Raw genomic sequence first — 18,551 nt, 5'->3', positions numbered from 1 at the left:
CGCTGAGGACTGCGAGGACGCAGAGCGTTAGCAAAATGCGCATGTCGAGGATCTTCCTCCTTTTCCCACGGCGCTATGCGGCGGAGTCAGAACGGGCGTTATAGCAGCTCTCGGTCTTGCTGTCGGCGCTGTTCCATGCTCTCCAGGCTCTTATATTCAATGTAGTGGGTGATCTTGTTGAAATCACCGCCTTGTAAAACCATTTCGACCTGCGTGGCGGGTGGGGCCCAAGTGGCTCTTAGCTCCAAGTCCCGCGAGGCGATGCGGTGACCCCAATAGGGCTTGTTGATCCGCAATGCCGGTAAGCGCCAGATCACTTCGTTTCGGGTCGCTTCGCCGTGGCGCTCGCTGAGCATGGGTAGCAGCTGCTCGTAGTCTTCGACATGCTTGTTGTAAGGCATAGGGTGTGTGTCCTGAAAGACATACGCCCCTCGGTAAAGCGCGTTGCCGTCGTCCAGGCAGTAGAGTACGCGTACTTGTCGTTCGATGATGCGGTCTTGGTAGATCAAACAGTCGCCGCGCCGCTGGAGCGGTTCTCCCATCTCTTCCAGAATCTCGTCTTCTGTCGTGCCCCATTCGAATCCACGAAATCCGGTTGCTGCCGCGCCGGCCGTGAAAAAGAGACCGAGTAGAAAGGTGAGGAAGCGGATCTGCCCCATCGATAAAGCCTCGAACAGTCGATACTAGATTCAGAAAGCGTCGCCTGACTAGAATAGGCGGGTCTATCTTATTGATATCGACCGGAGAAACCGTTTCATGAGTCGGGGTGGCCTTGCTTGCTCCGCATCTCGGCTAGTTTGTCGGAGCCGCCGTAATAGGCTTGTTCCCAGGCCTGCTCGGCTTCGGTTTCGGTAAAACCATATTGCATTAACGCGGGCACATACAACTGTCGGGATTGCTTTCGGTGATGCCAGCGAGCCACCCATTTGCCGATGGTGGCGAGAATGAAGGCTCCAAGCGCCCAGCCCCAACTGATGCCAAGAAAAAGTGCGGCCAGTAAAAGGGCCACCGTGGCGGCGGAGCCCATGACCCAGACCAAAATGAACAAGCGCTTGCTGTCGGGATGCTGTGCGGGTTGACTGTTCGATTCCATGGTCGTCGCTCATTAGCAGTTAAAGAGGGCGCAGCTCAGGAGGCGCCCTCTTTCGGAGGTTCTGAATAAGCGGACTATTCTACATACGGACAGTTGCCGTCTTCCATAGACCGGAAGGCGACATCGCCGGGAATCGTTTGCAAGATTGTGAAGTAGTCGCCGGTCGCGGTGGATTCCGCAGGGCGTTTGATCTCCGCTAGATACATATCGTGTACCATCCGACCGTCTTCCCTGAGACGACCGTTACGGGCAAAGACATCTTCAACCGGCAATTCCCGCATCTTTGCGATAACCGCACTTGGGTCGTCGGTGCCCGCTGCCTCGATGGCTTTTAGATAGTGGCCAACGACTGAGTAAATGCCTGCGCTGAACATGGTGCCGGTTGCGCCGGTGCGCGCCCGAAAACGCTCGGTCCAATCGCGGGTTTTGTCGTCGTAGTTCCAGTAGAAGGCTGTAGTTAACTTAACGCCGCTGGATACGTAAAGCCCGAGCTGTTGCGGTAAGGTCTCCGGTATCAGGAGGCCAACCACGGTTTGGTCGCCCTGCATCAGGCCAAGCTCATAGGCTTGCCGGATGGCATTAGTGGCGTCGTCGCCCGCAGTTGCCAGAGCTACGATCTTGGCGCCCGAGGTTTGTGCTTCGGCAAGTTGGCGGCTGAAGTCGTTGGCCCGCGGCGGGTGCACGGCGCGCCCGAGCACCTCTCCCCCCATACGTTTGACCACCGCACTGGCGTCTGCTTCCAAACTACGGCCGAAGTTGGAGTCGGCGGTGACGAAGAACCAGCTATCGCCGCCGCTTTCGGTGACAGCGGCGGCCGTACCGGCCGCGAGGGCATGCGTATCGTAGACCCAGTGAACGCCTAAGGGAGAACAGGCTTCGCCGGTTAAAATCGAGCCGCCGGCGCCGGTGTGTAAGGCAAGAATGTCGTTGTCTTTCGCGTACTGTTGAACCGCTAGGGCAACTTCCGTGCTGACCATTTCCAGGAAAGCGTCGACGTTATGCTCTTCGTGCAGTTCTCGTGCAGCTTCTAGGGCAACTTGCGGGTCGGATTTGTGATCGCGGATGAAAATCCGTACCGGTTTGCCGAGCACCCGACCGCCATGATCGTTAACCGCCATCTCTGCAGCAATGTCGGCGACGCGGCCGACTTCGCGATAAATGCTGGACATGTCGGTAATAATCCCTATCCGCACTTCGCCGTCAGAGATTTGTGCCTGTGCAGGTAATAGCGGAAGCAGTAACGCGGTGAGCCCCAGGCAAATCTTTCGCAGCATATCCTATCCCCTTACATAGCAGCGAGTTGTCTCGCGGTTCCTTGTTGTTTCGGTGTGACCTCGGAGCTGCTATCGGTCCTGTAGACGGGCGCACCTCTTGGGGATGCCATTCTTATCGTTGCCCGGCTTTGCGGAGCCCGTCGCGTTAGCTGAGGCACACCTTGTACGGAAGTTACAGAAAAAACTGGGCCATTATCCGTCAGCCGTGCCTTGGTCTCAGTCGATAGCTAGGCACGGTTCCCTAATTTTCTGGCGAAGTTACGTGCGTTTTCGCGCGAGTCCCAGTCTGACCGGCCGCTCGTCTGGCCGCTTGAGCCGTTGTTCTCTCAGTGGAGGGGGCAACTATGGCGCAAAATCGTGGATAGGTCCATGTTTGCGCTTCGTTTTGCAAAGCGCATTGGGTTTTTGCCTGAGTAAGGCAGAGGGGCATAGCCCCTCCTTGCAGCGTCGACTAGATAATGTACATGCCGAGGGACTCGGCAATGCAGGCGGGTCGGTCATTACCTTCGATTTCGACAGTGCATTCGACACAGGCGAGATAACGCCCGCTGCCTAAGTCTTCGACCGCTTTCAAATGCAGTCGGGAGCGCACTCTAGCCCCAGCCGGGACGGGCGCAGGAAAGCGGACCCGGTTTAGGCCGTAGTTGATGCGCGCTTTCACGCCGTCGACTCGGAAAACGTTGGAATTCAACATCGGTAGCAGCGATAGCGTTAGAAAACCATGCGCGATGGGGCCGCCCATCGGAGATTCCCGCTTCGCCCGCTCGACGTCGACATGAATCCATTGGTGATCGTCGGTGGCATCGGCAAATTTATCGATCCGCTCTTGGTCCACCGTTACCCAATCGCTAACGCCGAGTTCACGACCTACCAACGCTTGTAGCTCTGTAACGCTTGCGACCTCGCGCATGAGACTCTCCTCAACTATTTGTATTTTATAATTCCGCTATGCGGAAGTGTGTTCCAAAAAACATTGCTTCACGGTCGTTTTATCTTATACTTGAAGCCAAACGCAAGCGTAGTGCTCGCTTTGTTTCGTATTGCAGAAGGTCTGTTTAACCCAGTGAGGGGCGCGCAAAACCCGCCTGTTTGCTGGACGCGCGACCCGCATTAAGGAGGAGCTAATGAGTCAAGTCGTTGGGTATGAGCTGCGAGGCAATATCGGCGTTATTACGGTCGATAACCCGCCGGTGAACGCACTAGGCAAGGACGTGCGGGCCGGTTTGGTCGCTGCTTTAGAACAAGGTCTGGCCGACGACGGTGCAAAAGCACTTGTGTTGGTCGGAGCCGGACGAACCTTTATTGCGGGTGCGGACATCCGGGAATTCGGTAAGCCGCCTGCCGAGCCTTCTCTCCCGGACGTGATTACGCGTTACGATGAGGCTGATAAGCCTGTTGTCGCTGCATTGCATGGCACGGCCCTCGGCGGCGGCTTGGAAGTCGCGCTCGGCTGTCATTACCGGGTCGCGGTACCTGGCACTAAAGTGGGCCTGCCGGAAGTGAAGCTCGGCTTGCTGCCCGGCGCCGGCGGCACCCAGCGTTTGCCGCGTCTGGTCGGCGCGCAGAAAGCCCTGGAACTGATTGTTAGCGGCGAGTTTGTTGCGGCACCGAAGGCTGCGGAGCTCGGGATTGTCGATGAGGTGATCGAAGCCGAGTCGCCGTTGGAAGCCGGCTTGCAGTTTGCGGAGAAAGTTACTTCCGAGAAGCGCCCGCTCAAGCGCGTGCGCGATCAAGAAGAGAAGGTCGCCGCCGATCGCGGCAACGAGGCACTGTTCGACGAGTTCCGCAAAGGGCTTGAGAAAAAGGCCCGCAATCTCTTCTCGCCGTTTAAAATCGTCGATGCCGTCAAGGCCGCTGTCGACCTGCCTTTCGACGAAGGCATGCAGCGCGAACGCGAGCTGTTCCGCGAGTGCCTGGAGTCGCCGCAGCGCGCCGGTCTGGTGCACGCGTTTTTTGCCGAGCGCCAGATCGGCAAGATTCCGGGCCTGGCGGCCGACGCGAAATCGCGCGAAATCAAACACGTCGGCATTATCGGCGCCGGTACCATGGGCGGCGGCATTGCGATGAACTTCGTCAACGTCGGTATTCCGGTCACCCTGCTAGAAGTGAAGCAGGAAGCGCTGGACCGTGGTTTGGCGGTTATTCGTCGTAACTACGAGAACTCCGCCAAGAAAGGTCGCCTGACCCAGGCGCAGGTCGAGCAGCGGATGGAGTTGATTCGCCCGAGTCTGGACTACGGCGACTTCGCTGACGTCGACCTGGTGATCGAGGCCGTGTTCGAGAACATGGACGTCAAAAGCAGATCTTCGGCAAGCTGGACGAAGTCTGCAAACCGGGCGCCGTGCTGGCGAGCAACACTTCCACCTTGAGCATCGACGAAATCGCTAGTGCTACTAAGCGGCCGGAAGACGTGGTCGGCATGCACTTCTTCAGCCCGGCGAACGTTATGAAGCTGCTGGAGAACGTGCGTGGCGAGAAGACCTCCGACGAGGTTATCGCCACGGTGATGAGCGTTGGCAAGAAGATCAAGAAAGTGCCGGTGTTGGTCGGCAACTGCTACGGCTTTGTCGGCAATCGGATGCTGCACAAGCGCGGCGCCGAAGCAATGACGCTGGTCAACGAAGGCGCCAGCCCGGCCGAAGCCGATAGCGTACTTACCGGCCTGGGCTTTCCGATGGGGCAGTTCGCCATGTCGGATCTGGCTGGCATCGACGTCGGTTATCTAATTCGCCAGGAGCGCCGTAAAGCGGGCGAGGATGTACCGGCGAGTTGGATGGACAAGCTCTACGAAGCGGGCCGTCTGGGGCAGAAGACGCAGGCCGGTGTCTATCGCTACGAGGAAGGCAGCCGCAAGCCGATTCCGGATCCGGAAGTCGATAAGCTGATCGAGGAGTTCCGTAAAGAGCAGGGTATTACCCCGCGCGAGATCTCCAAAGACGAGCTGCTCGAGCGGCAGATGTACATCATGATCAACGAAGGCGCCAAGATTCTGGAAGAAGGGATCGCGATCCGTGCCTCCGACATCGATGTGGTGTGGATCTACGGTTACGGCTTCCCGGCTTACCGCGGTGGCCCGATGTTCTGGGCCGATCAAGTTGGCTTGGACAAAATCCTCGACCGCGTCAAGGAGTTCCACGCGCGCTTCGGCGATGCTTGGAAACCGGCTCCGTTGCTCGAACGCCTTGTTCGCGAAGGCAAGAAGTTCGGCGACCTGTAAGGCGCCCATCTCACGACATTACGAAGGCGCGGCCTAAGTCGTCGCGCCCGACTTTATGGAGAAGTTTATGTCTGAAGCAGTCATCGTATCCACCGCCCGTACCGGCCTTGGCAAGTCCTACCGGGGCGCGTTGAACAACACCCACAGCGTCGATCTGGCCGGCCATGTGATTGAGCACGCTGTGCAGCGCGCCGGCATCGACCCCAGCGAAGTCGAGGACGTTATCCTCGGCGCTACCTTCCATGAAGGCGCCCAAGGCAAGAACATGGCGCGTCTGGCTGCGATCCGCGCCGGTCTACCCGTGACCACTGCCGGTTTGTCGATCAACCGTTTCTGCTCCTCGGGCCTGCAAGCCATTGCTATCGCCGCACAGCGGGTATTGGTGGAAAAAGCTCCGGCCATCGTCGCCGGCGGCGTCGAGTCGATCAGCCTGGTGCAGAACGACAAGCTCAACCAGTTCCGTGCTAGCAACGAATGGCTGATGAAGAACAAGCCGGAACTGTATCTATCCATGATCGAAACGGCCGACATCGTCGCTAAGCGCTACGGCATTAGCCGCGAAGCGCAGGACGAGTATGCGCTGATTAGCCAGCAGCGTACCGCCGCGGCGCAGGAAGCGGGCTTGTTCGACGACGAGATTGTGCCGTTCTCCACCGTCAAGCTGGTGAAGAACAAAGAAACCGGCGAGGTTTCCGAGGAAGCAGTAACCCTCACCAAAGACGAGTGCAATCGTCCCAACACCACCCTGGAAGGTCTTTCCGGGCTGGAGCCGGTGCGGGGTCCGGACCAGTTCGTTACTGCCGGTAACGCCAGTCAGCTCTCCGACGGCGCGTCGGTCTGCCTGGTGATGGATTCCAAGCTGGCCGAACAACGCGGGCTTGAGCCGCTGGGTATCTTCCGCGGATTTGCCATTGCCGGTTGCGAGCCGGACGAAATGGGTATCGGCCCGGTGTATGCGATTCCGCGTCTGCTGGAGCGCACCGGCCTAAAGATGGAAGACATCGACCTGTGGGAACTAAACGAAGCGTTCGCTTCCCAGGTGCTCTACTGCCGCGACAAGTTGGGCATCCCGATGGATCGCCTGAACGTCAATGGCGGCTCCATTAGTGTGGGCCACCCCTACGGCGTCACCGGCTCGCGCCTGACCGGTCACGCGCTGATCGAAGGTAAGCGGCGCGGTGCCAAGTACGTAGTGGTGACCATGTGCATTGGCGGCGGCCAGGGTGCTGCCGGCCTGTTCGAAATCGCTTAAGGCGAGGTAACGACCATGAATCTTAGCTATACCCCTGAAGAGCAGGCGTTTCGCGAAGAAGTCCGCGCGTTTATGCGGGAAAAACTGCCGGCCGATATTCAAGCCAAGGTCCGGGGCGGCAAACGCCTGCAGAAGGACGATTTCGTCCGTTGGCACAAGGCGCTGAACGAGAAGGGCTGGTTAGCGGTGCATTGGCCGAAAGAATACGGCGGCACTGGCTGGGGCCCGATTCAGCGGCATATCTTCGAAGAAGAAATGACCGCCGCCGGCGCCCCGAGCATCGTACCCTTCGGTCTGAGCATGGTGGCCCCGGTTATCATCAAGTTCGGCACCGAAGCGCAGAAGCAGTACTACCTGCCGCGCATCCTTAACCAGGACGACTGGTGGTGCCAAGGTTATTCCGAGCCGGGCGCCGGTTCCGACCTGGCGGCGGTCAAAACCCGGGCGGTGCGCGAGGGCGACCACTACATCGTCAATGGCCAGAAGACCTGGACCACCCTCGGTCAGTACGCCAACATGATTTTCTGCCTGGTGCGCACCAACCCGGACGTGAAGAAGCAGGAGGGTATCTCCTTCCTGTTGATCGACATGGACACGCCGGGTGTCACCGTGCGGCCGATCATTACCCTGGACGGCGAGCACGAGGTCAACGAAGTCTTCTTCGAAGACGTGAAGGTTCCGGTGGAGAATCTGGTCGGCGAAGAGAACAAAGGCTGGACCTGCGCCAAGTACCTGCTCACCTATGAGCGGACCGGTATCGCCGGGGTCGGCTATGCGAAAGCGGCGCTGCGGCATCTGAAAAACGTTGCCAGCCGTCAATTGAAGGACGGCAAACCGTTGCTTGACGATCCGCGCTTCCGCGCTCAGGTGGCACAGGTCGAGATCGAGGTCATGTCGCTTGAGATGACCAACCTGCGGGTGGTCGCTTCGGTTGCCGGCGGCGGTGTGCCGGGCGCGGAAAGCTCCATCCTCAAGATTCGCGGCACCCAGGTACGCCAGGCAATTACCGACCTGCTGCGCCGCGCGGTAGGCCCGTATGCCATGCCGTTTATCAGCGATGTTTTCGAGGCCGGCAGCGATGTCGAGCCGGTGGGTCCGGAGTACGCCGCTCCGTTGGCTTCGCAGTATTTCAACCGTCGCAAGCTGTCTATCTACGGCGGTTCCAACGAGATTCAGAAGAACATCATCTCCAAGATGATTCTGGGCCTGTAAGAGGAGGCGTGCCATGGATTTTAATCTGACTGACGAACAGCGGATGCTCCAGGAGACCGTCTCCCGGCTCGTGAGCTCCGAATACGATATCGAGACCCGGCATCGGTACGCCGCCAGCGAGGAAGGTTTCTCGCGCGATGTATGGAGCCAGCTGGCAGACCTAGGCCTGTTCGGCGTGCCGTTTAGCGAAGAAGCCGGCGGCTTCGGCGGCGGTGGCGTCGAGCTGATGGTGGTGATGCAGGAATTCGGCCGCGGGCTGGTGGTCGAGCCCTTCCTGTCCACCGTGGTGCTCGGCGGCGGCCTGATCGAGGCTCTCGGGAACAACGGCCAGCGCGAGGAATACCTGGGGCAGGTGATCGAAGGCAGCCTGCTGCTGGCCTTTGCTCACGGCGAACCGGACTCTCGTTACAACCTGCAGCAGGTCGAAACGCGTGCCGAGAAAAACGGCGGCGGCTATCGCCTGAACGGCCGTAAAGCCGTCGTCTTCAACGGCGACAGCGCCGACAAGTTGTTGGTCTCGGCCCGTACCTCCGGGGCAGCGCGCGATGCCGAAGGCATCAGCGTCTTCCTCGTGGATCGCACCGCGCCGGGTGTTACCGTACGGGCTTATCCGAACATCGACGGCACCCATGCCGCCGAGGTTTATCTGGATAACGTCGACGTCGGTGCCGATGCACTGCTTGGCGAGGAAGGTAATGCCTTCCCGGCGATTGCTAAGGTTGCCCGTCGCGGCATCGCAGCGCTGTGCGCCGAGGCGGTGGGTGCGATGGAGCAAGCGGTCGAGCAGACGCTCGAGTACCTCAAGCAGCGTAAGCAGTTCGGGGTGCCGATCGGTATCTTCCAGGCCTTGCAGCACCAGATGGTGGATATGCGGATCGCGCTGGAAGAAGCGCGTTCCATGGCCATCATGGCAGCGAATGCCGACCAGGCCGAGTCGCCGGAGGAGGCAGAGCGCATCGTTCATGCCGCTAAGGTCATTATCGGCCAAGCCGGCCGCAAGGTGGCCGAAAGCGCCATCCAGCTGCACGGCGGTATCGGTATGACGTGGGAGCTGCCGCTGCCCCATTTCGCGAAGCGCCTGGTCATGATCGACCATGTGCTGGGCGACACGGACTATCATCTGGAGCGTTTCTCCGAGCTAATGGAAACGCCCGCCGCGTAAGCGGTTGCCTCTTCCGTTTGGGGCCGGGTTTCTACCCGGCCCCTTTATCATCCGGATATTTGGCGGAGCATTACTCGTGGGAACCCTATAACGGAGCGGCAGAGTACGCTCTGCGTCCGTTCCGTGCAGTGGACCACCGGGTCCCCCCGTAATGGGGGCTTCGCAGGAGTCTACTATGACGGAAACGATCATCAATCGGCGGGATCTGAGCTTCCTGCTGTACGAGCTACTGAATGTCGAGCGTTTTACCAGCCATCCCCGCTACGCCGACCATTCGCGCGAAACCTTCGATGCCGCGCTGGAAACCGCCTATAAAGTGGCTTACGACCACTTCCTGCCCCACTGCCGTAAGAACGATCTCGAAGAACCGCAGTTCGACGGCGAACGCGTTCATATCATTCCCGAAGTTAAAGAGGCATTGCGGCAGTATATCGATACCGGTTTGATGGTTGCCGGTAAGGACTACGAGCTAGGCGGCATGCAACTGCCCGCGACGGTAGCTCAAAGCTGCACGGCGGTAGTCAAAGGCGCTAATACCTCGACGTTCTCCTATGCCGGCTTAACGGTCGCGGCGAGCAATTTATTGCTGGCGTACGGTACGGAAGCGCAAAAGGAACGTTACGCTTACCCGATGCTGGAAGGGCGTTTTTTCGGCACCATGGCTTTAACCGAGCCGCAAGCTGGCTCCTCTTTGTCCGATATCAAGACGACGGCGGTGCCGGAAGACGATGGTACTTATCGTCTTACCGGCAACAAGATCTTCATCTCCGGCGGCGACCACGAGCTGTCGGAGAACATCGTGCACCTGGTGCTTGGGCGTGTGAAAGGCGCGCGGCCGGCGTTAAGGGGATTTCGCTGTTCATCGTGCCGAAGTATCTGGTCAACGACGACGGCTCCCTGGGCGAGCGTAACGATGTCGCTTTGGCCGGCTTGATTCATAAAATGGGCTGGCGCGGCACGACTTCCACTATGCTCAATTTCGGCGAGAAAGACGGTGCCAAGGCCTACTTGATCGGCGAGCCGGGCAAGGGCCTCAAATACATGTTCCACATGATGAACGAGGCACGTATCGGTGTCGGCATGGGGGCGGTGGTGCTCGGTTATGCCGGCTACCTGCAAGCGTTGGAGTATGCCAAAGGCCGCCGCCAAGGCCGCCCGGTCGATAGCAAAGACCCGGCGCAGAAACCCGTGCCGTTGATCGAACATGCCGATATCAAGCGCATGCTTCTAGCGCAAAAGGCTTATGTCGAAGGGGGCCTGAGTCTATGCATGTTTGCGGCCAGCCTGGTCGACGAAAAGCGTACGACGAGCGACGAGGCCGCCGCTAGCGAGGCCGATTTGCTGCTTGATGTCATGACGCCGATGGTCAAGGCGTGGCCTTCGCAGTACTGCTTGGAAGCGAATAATCTGGCGATTCAGGTCCACGGCGGCTACGGCTATACCCGAGAATACCAGGTTGAGCAGTTGTACCGAGACAACCGCTTGAACCCTATCCACGAAGGTACCAACGGTATTCAAGGCCTCGATCTGCTCGGCCGTAAGGTGATGATGCAGAACGGCGCCGGTTTCGATCTTCTGGTTGCGCGTATTAAGGCGAGCATCGAGGAAGGGCAGGCCAACAGCACCGTCCAACCTTATGCGGCCCAGCTCGCCGCTGCGCTGGCGAAAGCTATCGATACCACACAGGTGCTGCGCCAAACCTTGCACGGTGGGCAAGCAGCAAAGGCGCTGGCGAATGCGACGATCTACCTCGATCTGATGGGGCAACTCGTTGTCGCCTGGTTGTGGTTGCAGCAGGCGTTGGCCGCAGAGCGCGGGCTGCGGAGCGGAGAAACTCAGGATGAAGCGTTCTACCGTGGCAAGTTAGCAGCCTGCCAATACTTCTTCCACTACGAGTTGCCGAAGGTGTATCAGCATGCGGACTTGCTGACGAGCTTGGATACCACCTGCCTTGAAGCCGAGGAGGCGTGGTTCTAAAGCGCCGCACGGTGGGTCCTAAGCGTACTTAAGGCAGCTTAGGGCCCGTCGCCCGGAGGGGGTGGCCGGCAGCCCTTCGGGCGCTGCTTCGGTGAGGCTATAATGATTTATGTCTCATTTATAATCGGTTTGTACTTGCGAAACTCTGTTTTACAGAGCAGGCTAGGAGTCTTGTTCTTTCGGTCTCGTTGGAGGAGGCGAGATGGATGAGATCGTTCGCAAGGCGATGGCCAAGTGGCCGCAAGTACCGGCCTTGTACGGCTGGTTGGGGCTGGACCGGCGTGGCCGCTGGCTGTTGCAGGGTAAAGTCGTCGAGCGCGAGCCGCTGATCGATTTTATCGGGCGCAATTACGAACACGATGAGCTTGGAAGGTGGTTCTTTCAAAACGGTCCGCAACGAGCCTACATCGAGCTGGCTTACACGCCGTGGGTGCTGCGAGCGAACGGTCAAGGCGATTTGGAGACGCATACGCGGGAGCCGGTGACAGCGATTAATGCGTGCTGGCTCGATGACAACGGTAGTCTTTTGTTGGAGTGGAAGCGCGGCGTCGGCTTGCTTGACGATAGCGACTTGTCTTGGGCTTTCGAGCGTCTGACCGATGCCCGCGGCGAGCCGATGGCGGAAGCGGCGTTGCTTGCCGCGTTGGACAGCCTGCCGAATGCCGATGCAGACGCTGTGTTTTTGAATTATGGCGGGCAGCGTCTGACCTTGGCGGCCGTGCAGAGCGCGGACGTGCCGGCCCTTTTTGGTTTTCAGCGTAAACCGCAGGCGACGGCAAACGAAAGCTGATCGGCCACTTCTGCTGAACTGTGGTAAGGCGCGCGTTGGCTCGATGGCGTTAGTCGAGCGCACTGTTTATAAGAATTGAAAGCGGATAACCGCTCATAGGAGGGGAATGATGACCAAGGCACGAAATCGCCGCATTGTTTTGGCTAAGCGGCCGGCCGGGATGCCCACCGACGAACATCTGGTCATGGAAGAGGTAGTGCGTCCGACTCCGGGCGACGGCCAGATGCTGTTAAAAACCCTTTATCTCTCGCTCGACCCCTACATGCGGGGGCGGATGAGCGCAGCGCGCTCCTATGCCGCGTCCGTCGAATTGGGAGAGCCGATGGTAGGCGGAACCGTTAGCGAGGTGGTCGAGTCGAATGTGGATGGCTTCGCCCCAGGCGAAATCGTTTTGAGTTCCAACGGTTGGCAGGAGTACGCCTTGTCCGACGGGACGGCGGTGCGCAAGCTCGATCCTGCTGTCGCACCGGTAACGACTGCGCTGGGCGTATTGGGAATGCCCGGCTTTACCGCTTATGTCGGCCTGCTGGAGCACGGTCGACCGAAGCCGGGCGACACGGTTGCCGTGTCCGCCGCTAGCGGTGCGGTTGGGCAAGTTGTCGGCCAGATCGCCAAGTTAAAAGGCGCGCGTGCGGTCGGCATTGCCGGTTCCGACGATAAATGTCGTTACGTGGTCGACGAGTTAGGCTTCGACGCTGCCGTCAACTACAAGTCGGACGATTTTACCAAGCAGCTTGCCGAAGCTTGCCCCAACGGCATCGACGTCTACTTCGAGAACGTTGCCGGCCCGGTGCTGGAGGCCGTGCTGCCGCTGTTTAACGATTTCGCCAGAATGCCGGTGTGCGGCACCATCGCCTATTACAACCTCACGGAATTACCGGCCGGGCCGGACAAGATGCCTGCGTTGATGCGAGCCATCTTGACGCGCCGGCTGACCGTGCGCGGGTTTATTCAATTCGATCATTTGGACCGTCAGGCCGATTTTCTGCATGACATGAGCGAGTGGATTCGCGACGGTCGTATTAAGTACCGCGAAGACATCGTGCAGGGGTTGGAAAACACCGTGACTGCCTTCCAAGGCCTGTTGCAGGGCCGGAACCAAGGCAAGTTAATCATAAAGGTAGCGTAGCGTAAGCCCAAACCCCTTTCCGATTTTGACTTGGTATCGACAGGAGAATAGGAGTTCCCATGCAGACATACGATAAGGTTTTCATCGACGGCCGCTGGCAGGCTTGCGGGGATGAGCGCGCCGAGGTATTCGAAGCGGCCACCGGCGAGGTCATGGCAACGATTCCGCGCGCTGGCGAAGCAGAGCTGAACCAAGCCGTCGAAGCGGCCCGCCGAGCCTTCCCCACGTGGTCGCAAACCCCGCTTGACGAGCGGATGAAGTACATCCACAAGCTCTACGAGCAGCTCAAGGCGCGTTCCGACGAGATCGCCACCACGGTCGCCAAGGAAGTGGGCACCCCGATCAAGCTGGCGCGCAGCATCCAGGCCGGCTTACCGATCGGCATCACCGGCAGCTATCTGAAGATCCTGCCCGAGTTTCCCTTCGTCGAAACGGTGGGCAACTCCGAAATCCAACAAGTGCCGGTCGGCGTAGTCGGTGCCGTCACACCATGGAACTACCCACTGCACCAGATTATCCTGAAGGTCGTGCCGGCGCTCGGCGCAGGTTGCACCGTCGTGCTCAAACCCGCCGAGGTCGCCCCCTGCACGGCGTTTATCCTGGCGGAGATCTTCGAGGCCATCGACTTGCCGCCGGGCGTGTTCAATCTGGTTTCGGGGCCGGGCCGAGTCGTCGGCAATGCGCTGATTCAGCACCCGGATGTAGACATGCTCTCCTTCACCGGCTCCACCAACACCGGCCGTCAGTTCTTCCATGCCGCGGCGGAAGATTTCAAGCGCCTGGCTTTGGAGCTGGGCGGTAAGTCAGCCTCCATTATCCTGCCGGATGCGGACCTGGAGGCCGCGGTTAAGGGCACGGTGAACAACTGTTATCTCAACTCCGGCCAGACCTGCACCGCCCACACCCGGATGCTGGTTCCGGCACAGTTGCATGACCAGGCCTGCGAGATCGCCGCCGCGGTGGCCGAGCGCTTTACCCCGGGTAACCCGCTCGATGAGAAGACGCGGCTTGGGCCGCTGGCTTCGGCCTCGCAGCGCGACATCGTGCAAGAGTTTATCCGCGCCGGTATGCAAGAAGATGCCAAGCTTATTGCCGGTGGGCCGGAAGCGCCGGAAGGGCTCGATGGCGGTTATTTCGTTCGGGCGACGGTCTTTGGCAACGTCGATCCGCAAGCGCGTATCGCCCAGGAAGAAATCTTCGGCCCGGTGCTCTCGATTATTCCTTACCGCGACGAGCAGGAAGCCGTCGCGATCGCAAACAGCACCAAGTACGGCTTGTCGGGCGGCGTTTGGTCGGGCGATCAGGAGCGTGCCAAGCGCGTCGCCAGCCAAATGCGCACCGGCCAGGTGGCCGTCAACGGCGGTCAGTTCAACCCGTTCGCCCCGTTCGGTGGCTTCGGCCACTCCGGTCTTGGTCGTGAAATGGGTAAATGGGGGCTTGAAGAATTCCTCGAAGTTCGCTCCTTGCAGCTTTAAACAGCCCTGCCGCCGCCGGTATCCGCTGGATCTCGGCGGCGGGCCAACTGAGTTCCAGCCCTGACGGGAGGCGATGATGAGCAGAACAGCTAAAGCCGCGGTTTGCCGGGAGTGGAATAGCACCATTCAGGTCGAGCAAGTGCGCGTCGACCCGCCGAAACGCAATGAAATCACGATTAAACTGGCCGCTTGCGGCGTCTGCCACAGCGACTTATCGGCCACTAACGGCACGATTCAGTTACCGCCTCCGCTAATCGTCGGCCACGAAGGGGCGGCGTTGTTGTCGAGGTGGGCGAGGGGGTAACGGCCTTCGCAGAGGGCGATCACGTTGTCACCTCGTTTATTTCGATGTGCGGTAAGTGTCGCTATTGCAGCCGCGGCCGTCCTGTTCTCTGCGACAACGCCAACAAGGCTTTCTATCAACTGCCCGACGGTAGCGTGCGTACGCATGACGCGGCGGATAACCCGCTCAACGTGTTTATGGCCTGCGGAGTGATGGCCGAGTACGCGACCTTGCACGTCGATAACGTCGTGAAGATCGACAAGGATGTGCCGCTCGATAAAGCGGCATTAGTCAGTTGCGGGGTGATGACCGGTGTCGGTGCCGTGTTCAACACGGCGGAAGTCGAGCCGGGTTCGACCGCCGCGGTGTTCGGCGTCGGCGGCGTCGGTCTGAACACCGTGCAAGGTTGCGCGATTGCCGGAGCGGAAAAATCATCGCGGTCGACATGAATCCGGCGAAGCTGGAGATGGCGCGTGAGTTCGGCGCCACCCACACGATCAATGCGGCGGAAGAAGAGAACGTCGCCAAGACAATCAAAAAGCTTACCGGAGGCGGCGTGGATTACGCCTTCGAATGCATTGGCGTCGGCGACGTGGTTGCCCAGGCTTATAACTCGTTAGGCAAAGCCGGGGTCGCCGTCGTGCTAGGGGTGTCGAAGCCAAAAGACGAGACCACCATTCGCACCCTGACCTTGCCCTCCGACGAGCGCGAGCTGAAGGGGAGCTGGTTTGGTTCGGCGCGGCCGCAGCACGATTTCCCGCGCCTGCTCGCGCTGTATCGCGGCGGTAAACTCAAGCTTGACGAGTTGATTACCCGCACTTACAGCATCGACGAAGCGCCGCAGGCCTTCGAAGACCTGAAGGCGGGTAGTAACGCACGCGGTGTGATCGTTTTCGATTAAGCTCTTGCTGCCGGATTAGGCGGGAGGTTGCTCCCGCCATATCCGTTGCCAGAGCCAGCTCAGTTCGCCGCTCGGCAAAGGCTCGTGGAAGCGCCGGTCCGGAACCGGCTCGATCATATCCGCCTGCACTTGCCCCACCACGAAGCTGACCGGGTAGTAAGAGCCTTGCCCTAAACGCAAGTCGCGGATAACAATCTTCTCGCCCGCGACCTCGACATGGTAAAAGCCTTGCGCAAACCGTTTCAGCTGCTGAACCGGCAAATGATCCATTAACGGCTCTAGCAAATCCGGCTGATTGTCGTTCCGACTAAAGCTAACCTCGGCGCTGCCGTCGACTAACGAGTAGTAACCTTCGTAATAGGCTTGCTCGTCGACGGCTAAAGCCCGCCATAACAGCGTCGTAAACGGCATGGGCATGACAAGTACGGCATCGACCGGCTTATTTTGCCGCGCCAGCTCCGCTTCCACTACGCCTTGCACATGCCATTTTGCCGTCGCGGCAAAGGTCAGATACGTCATTGAGACCAGCAACCCCGCCGCCAACATGGTCTGTGCCCGTTTCGGCCGCCAGCGCCACGCAGCCCATAGCCCGAGCAATAAAGGAATCGTGAAGATCGGATCGACCACGTATAAGAGGTTAAAGCTGATGGCCTGATCGCTGAACGGTGCAAGCAACTGCGCTCCGTACGGATTCATCGCATCCATCAAGCTATGCGTGGCCATCGCAAGCCAGGCGAAAAGGCTCCACCGCAGCCAATGAGGCCGCTGGTCCCGATGTAGCGCCAGAATCAAGGCCACAATAATCGGAACCGCGAGGGCCTGAAAAAACAACGAGTGGGTGATTCCCCGATGAATCAGTAGGTAGCCTACCGTTTCGCCGTGCATAACGGCATCGATGTCGGGGAGATTCGCCAGCGCGGCGCCGTAAGCAAAAGCCTTCCACCCGGCCTGCCGCCTCAACATGAGACCGCCAAGCGTGGCGCCAAAAGCGATATGGGTAAGAGTATCCATGAAGCGACCGCCGTTCCTTGTGCGTATGCGGCGGGATTCTAGGCGGCGAGGCGGAAAGTACCGTGACGGGACTCACGAAACCGAATGACGCCGCAAGAGGGATGGAGAAACTGCCGACCTCGTCACGGCCAATACTTTTCCTTTTCCAGCAAGCGGAAGCTACACGGCCGAGACGGTGCATCGCTTTGAAAACGTGAGTAAGTCTCACGAAAAACCGGATAAAAAACCTGGAAAAGGCGCCGATCTTCGCTAACAATAACCGGCATCCATAATCACAGGAATAACAACAATGGCCCATCCGGAGAGGGAGCTTCGGCGACTGGATGCCGAGATCGCCGCCCTGGAGTCCGCGCTGGCGACGAGCGCCGATACGGACCCGCACTACCCCACGCTTGAAGCCCGCCACCGCGCACTGACCGTGCACCGCCGGCGATTACGACGACTCAACCCGCCCGCCGCCGAGCAGCGCATCGAGACCGTGCCCCGGGCGGTGTTGGCCCAACTCCCCGGCCACTGGAGCCAGTGGTATGTGCTCCGCCCCGACAGCGCTCGCTACCGTCACCGCGACCGCGATACCCGCTTTTTCATCCAACGCCACGGCCAATGGCAGGAAACCGACAGCGCCACCACCGGCCGCCTGCCCGGCGAGCGGGCGTACGCGCTGCGCCGCTACCGCTTAGCGCGCGTGGCGCAGGCGGCCGCCGCCGTCGGTGTCGCGGCCTTAGCCGCCGGGCGCCGCTCCCCCTCGGCCGCCACGCCGGACGACAACGTGGTGACGCTGCCCGTCGGCCGTGACACCGGCGAGGTGGCCAAGCACAGCCTCGATATCGAACTCGTGCCGGGCGTGAACACCGACGCACGCCGCCTGGTGCTCGACGGCCCCGGCTACCGCATCCAGCGCGACACCCAGGGTCCGGCGGCAGGCGCGCACGAGTCGGTGCGTTTCGGCAAGTTGGAAGCCGGCAATAGCTATACCTTAACGGCCGTCCACCGGGCCGAGCGGCGCGCGGTGTTCGAACACGTTCCCTTCGCCGTGCTGGCCGAGCCGGGCAAGCTGCACGAACACCTGGATACGCTGGATGACGACGCGCTGCTGCATCTCCTCGACCACCATAAGCGTGGTGACCGCCCGATCCTGCGCGCGAGCCTGGAGGCGCCGCAGTTCGGCGTGTTCTCCGACGGCACCGATAACAACCGCTTTCGCGACCGCGAGCACGAGACGAAACGGCCAACGAATGTGGCGAAGCTGTATGAGCTTTATCCTCAAGTCGATTCAGGTGCGATTTCCCGCTTCTACGTGCCGGGTGTTGGAACACGAGAGAGCGAGGACAGAACCTTTTTCGATATGCTCGATCTCGGTATTGCCCACAGTCTCGGCCGGCGTATTGCCACGATCTTGCAGCGCATGCAAACTTTCTATAAAGAATTCCCGCTTGCAAAATACGGCTACCTGGACCTCTTTGGTTTCAGCCGCGGGGCGGCCTTGATCCGGGCTTTGGTCAACGTCGTCCATCGCATCAACCGCACCCAGCCCGATTATTGGGGCGGGCTGACGGTGGTGATCCGCTTCGTGGGCCTGTTCGACACCGTCGGCTCGGTCGGCCGGCCCGGCAACAACCGCAACAACAACATCCTCTCGCGCATCGGCTTTCCGGGGCCGGTGATACTCGATCTGAACCCGCACGCCGCGCAAACCGTCTACCACCTCACGGCGCGGGACGAGGTGCGGGAGAACTTTCCGCTCTCCTCGATCAAGGCCGCCGACGGCAGCCTGC

Annotated in this window: 16 protein-coding genes and 2 pseudogenes; 13 read left to right on the top strand and 5 right to left on the bottom strand. The window is 59.9% G+C overall.

Translation table 11 applies throughout. The features are described from left to right. Positions 1 to 98: 98 nt before the first annotated feature. The 4 genes from CAI21_RS14610 to CAI21_RS14595 all read right to left on the bottom strand — a co-directional run bounded on the left by CAI21_RS14610 (position 99) and on the right by CAI21_RS14595 (position 3,277). Entirely contained in the window at positions 99 to 659 is a 561-nt protein-coding gene (locus CAI21_RS14610; protein WP_116302963.1) for a hypothetical protein, read from the bottom strand. Between the two features lie 95 nt (positions 660 to 754). Beyond that, entirely contained in the window at positions 755 to 1,093 is a 339-nt protein-coding gene (locus tag CAI21_RS14605; protein ID WP_116302962.1) for a hypothetical protein, read from the bottom strand. A 74-nt stretch (positions 1,094 to 1,167) separates the two neighbouring features. Further along, entirely contained in the window at positions 1,168 to 2,367 is a 1,200-nt protein-coding gene (locus CAI21_RS14600; RefSeq protein WP_116302961.1) for an ABC transporter substrate-binding protein, read from the bottom strand. A 451-nt stretch (positions 2,368 to 2,818) separates the two neighbouring features. Further along, positions 2,819 to 3,277: a MaoC family dehydratase gene (locus CAI21_RS14595; RefSeq protein WP_116302960.1), complete on the bottom strand. Its 459-nt coding sequence runs from the start codon at positions 3,275 to 3,277 to the stop codon at positions 2,819 to 2,821. 214 nt (positions 3,278 to 3,491) lie between these two features. On the opposite strand from CAI21_RS14595, the pseudogene CAI21_RS25040 reads away from it, so the two are divergent. The 12 genes and pseudogenes from CAI21_RS25040 to CAI21_RS24025 form a co-directional block, all read left to right on the top strand. Next, positions 3,492 to 5,249, top strand: a pseudogene (locus tag CAI21_RS25040) (3-hydroxyacyl-CoA dehydrogenase family protein); the annotation flags it as partial. A 74-nt stretch (positions 5,250 to 5,323) separates the two neighbouring features. Then, complete coding sequence (locus CAI21_RS26045) at positions 5,324 to 5,584, top strand: 3-hydroxyacyl-CoA dehydrogenase family protein (RefSeq protein WP_404840880.1); 261 nt, start codon at positions 5,324 to 5,326, stop codon at positions 5,582 to 5,584. Positions 5,585 to 5,651: 67 nt separating this feature from the next. Then, the gene (locus CAI21_RS14585) at positions 5,652 to 6,836 is read left to right on the top strand and encodes an acetyl-CoA C-acyltransferase (RefSeq protein ID WP_116303050.1); all 1,185 of its coding nucleotides are present in this window, start codon (positions 5,652 to 5,654) and stop codon (positions 6,834 to 6,836) included. A gap of 15 nt (positions 6,837 to 6,851) precedes the next feature. Beyond that, the gene (locus tag CAI21_RS14580) at positions 6,852 to 8,048 is read left to right on the top strand and encodes an acyl-CoA dehydrogenase family protein (RefSeq protein ID WP_116302959.1); all 1,197 of its coding nucleotides are present in this window, start codon (positions 6,852 to 6,854) and stop codon (positions 8,046 to 8,048) included. A gap of 13 nt (positions 8,049 to 8,061) precedes the next feature. Continuing rightward, positions 8,062 to 9,210 (top strand): acyl-CoA dehydrogenase family protein, encoded by a 1,149-nt coding sequence (locus CAI21_RS14575; protein ID WP_116302958.1) that lies wholly within the window; start codon positions 8,062 to 8,064, stop codon positions 9,208 to 9,210. A 175-nt stretch (positions 9,211 to 9,385) separates the two neighbouring features. Next, positions 9,386 to 10,144 carry an acyl-CoA dehydrogenase family protein gene (locus CAI21_RS24045; RefSeq protein ID WP_220348397.1) on the top strand — a complete coding sequence of 253 codons (759 nt, stop codon included), beginning with the start codon at positions 9,386 to 9,388 and terminating at the stop codon, positions 10,142 to 10,144. Next, the gene (locus CAI21_RS24040) at positions 10,075 to 11,187 is read left to right on the top strand and encodes an acyl-CoA dehydrogenase family protein (protein WP_220348395.1); all 1,113 of its coding nucleotides are present in this window, start codon (positions 10,075 to 10,077) and stop codon (positions 11,185 to 11,187) included. The genes CAI21_RS24045 and CAI21_RS24040 overlap by 70 nt, the downstream gene beginning before the upstream one ends. Before the next feature lie 202 nt (positions 11,188 to 11,389). Further along, the gene (locus tag CAI21_RS14565; RefSeq protein ID WP_116302957.1) at positions 11,390 to 11,977 is read left to right on the top strand and encodes a DUF2946 family protein; all 588 of its coding nucleotides are present in this window, start codon (positions 11,390 to 11,392) and stop codon (positions 11,975 to 11,977) included. Positions 11,978 to 12,086: 109 nt separating this feature from the next. Then, on the top strand, positions 12,087 to 13,106 hold the full coding sequence (locus tag CAI21_RS14560; RefSeq protein ID WP_116302956.1) for an NADP-dependent oxidoreductase: 1,020 nt from the start codon (positions 12,087 to 12,089) through the stop codon (positions 13,104 to 13,106). 59 nt (positions 13,107 to 13,165) lie between these two features. Further along, on the top strand, positions 13,166 to 14,581 hold the full coding sequence (locus CAI21_RS14555) for an aldehyde dehydrogenase family protein (RefSeq protein WP_116302955.1): 1,416 nt from the start codon (positions 13,166 to 13,168) through the stop codon (positions 14,579 to 14,581). A gap of 73 nt (positions 14,582 to 14,654) precedes the next feature. Then, positions 14,655 to 15,313, top strand: a pseudogene (locus tag CAI21_RS24030) (alcohol dehydrogenase catalytic domain-containing protein). Then, positions 15,310 to 15,765, top strand: coding sequence for a zinc-binding dehydrogenase (locus CAI21_RS24025; protein ID WP_220348359.1), 456 nt, complete (start codon positions 15,310 to 15,312; stop codon positions 15,763 to 15,765). Before CAI21_RS24030 ends, CAI21_RS24025 begins: the two are co-directional and overlap by 4 nt. A gap of 15 nt (positions 15,766 to 15,780) precedes the next feature. Here the strand turns inward: CAI21_RS24025 and CAI21_RS14545 are convergent, their stop codons facing one another. Next, positions 15,781 to 16,776 carry a metal-dependent hydrolase gene (locus CAI21_RS14545; protein WP_116302954.1) on the bottom strand — a complete coding sequence of 332 codons (996 nt, stop codon included), beginning with the start codon at positions 16,774 to 16,776 and terminating at the stop codon, positions 15,781 to 15,783. 289 nt (positions 16,777 to 17,065) lie between these two features. Here CAI21_RS14545 and CAI21_RS14540 point away from each other — a divergent pair. Then, a partial coding sequence (locus CAI21_RS14540; RefSeq protein WP_147305128.1) for a T6SS phospholipase effector Tle1-like catalytic domain-containing protein occupies positions 17,066 to 18,551 on the top strand: 1,486 nt, incomplete at its 3' end.

It is taken from the genome of Alkalilimnicola ehrlichii (assembly GCF_003399765.1).
Taxonomy (GTDB): Bacteria; Pseudomonadota; Gammaproteobacteria; order Nitrococcales; family AK92; genus AK92.
The sequence above is the reverse complement of the archived record's forward strand: the minus strand, read 5'-3'. Positions and strand labels throughout refer to the sequence as shown.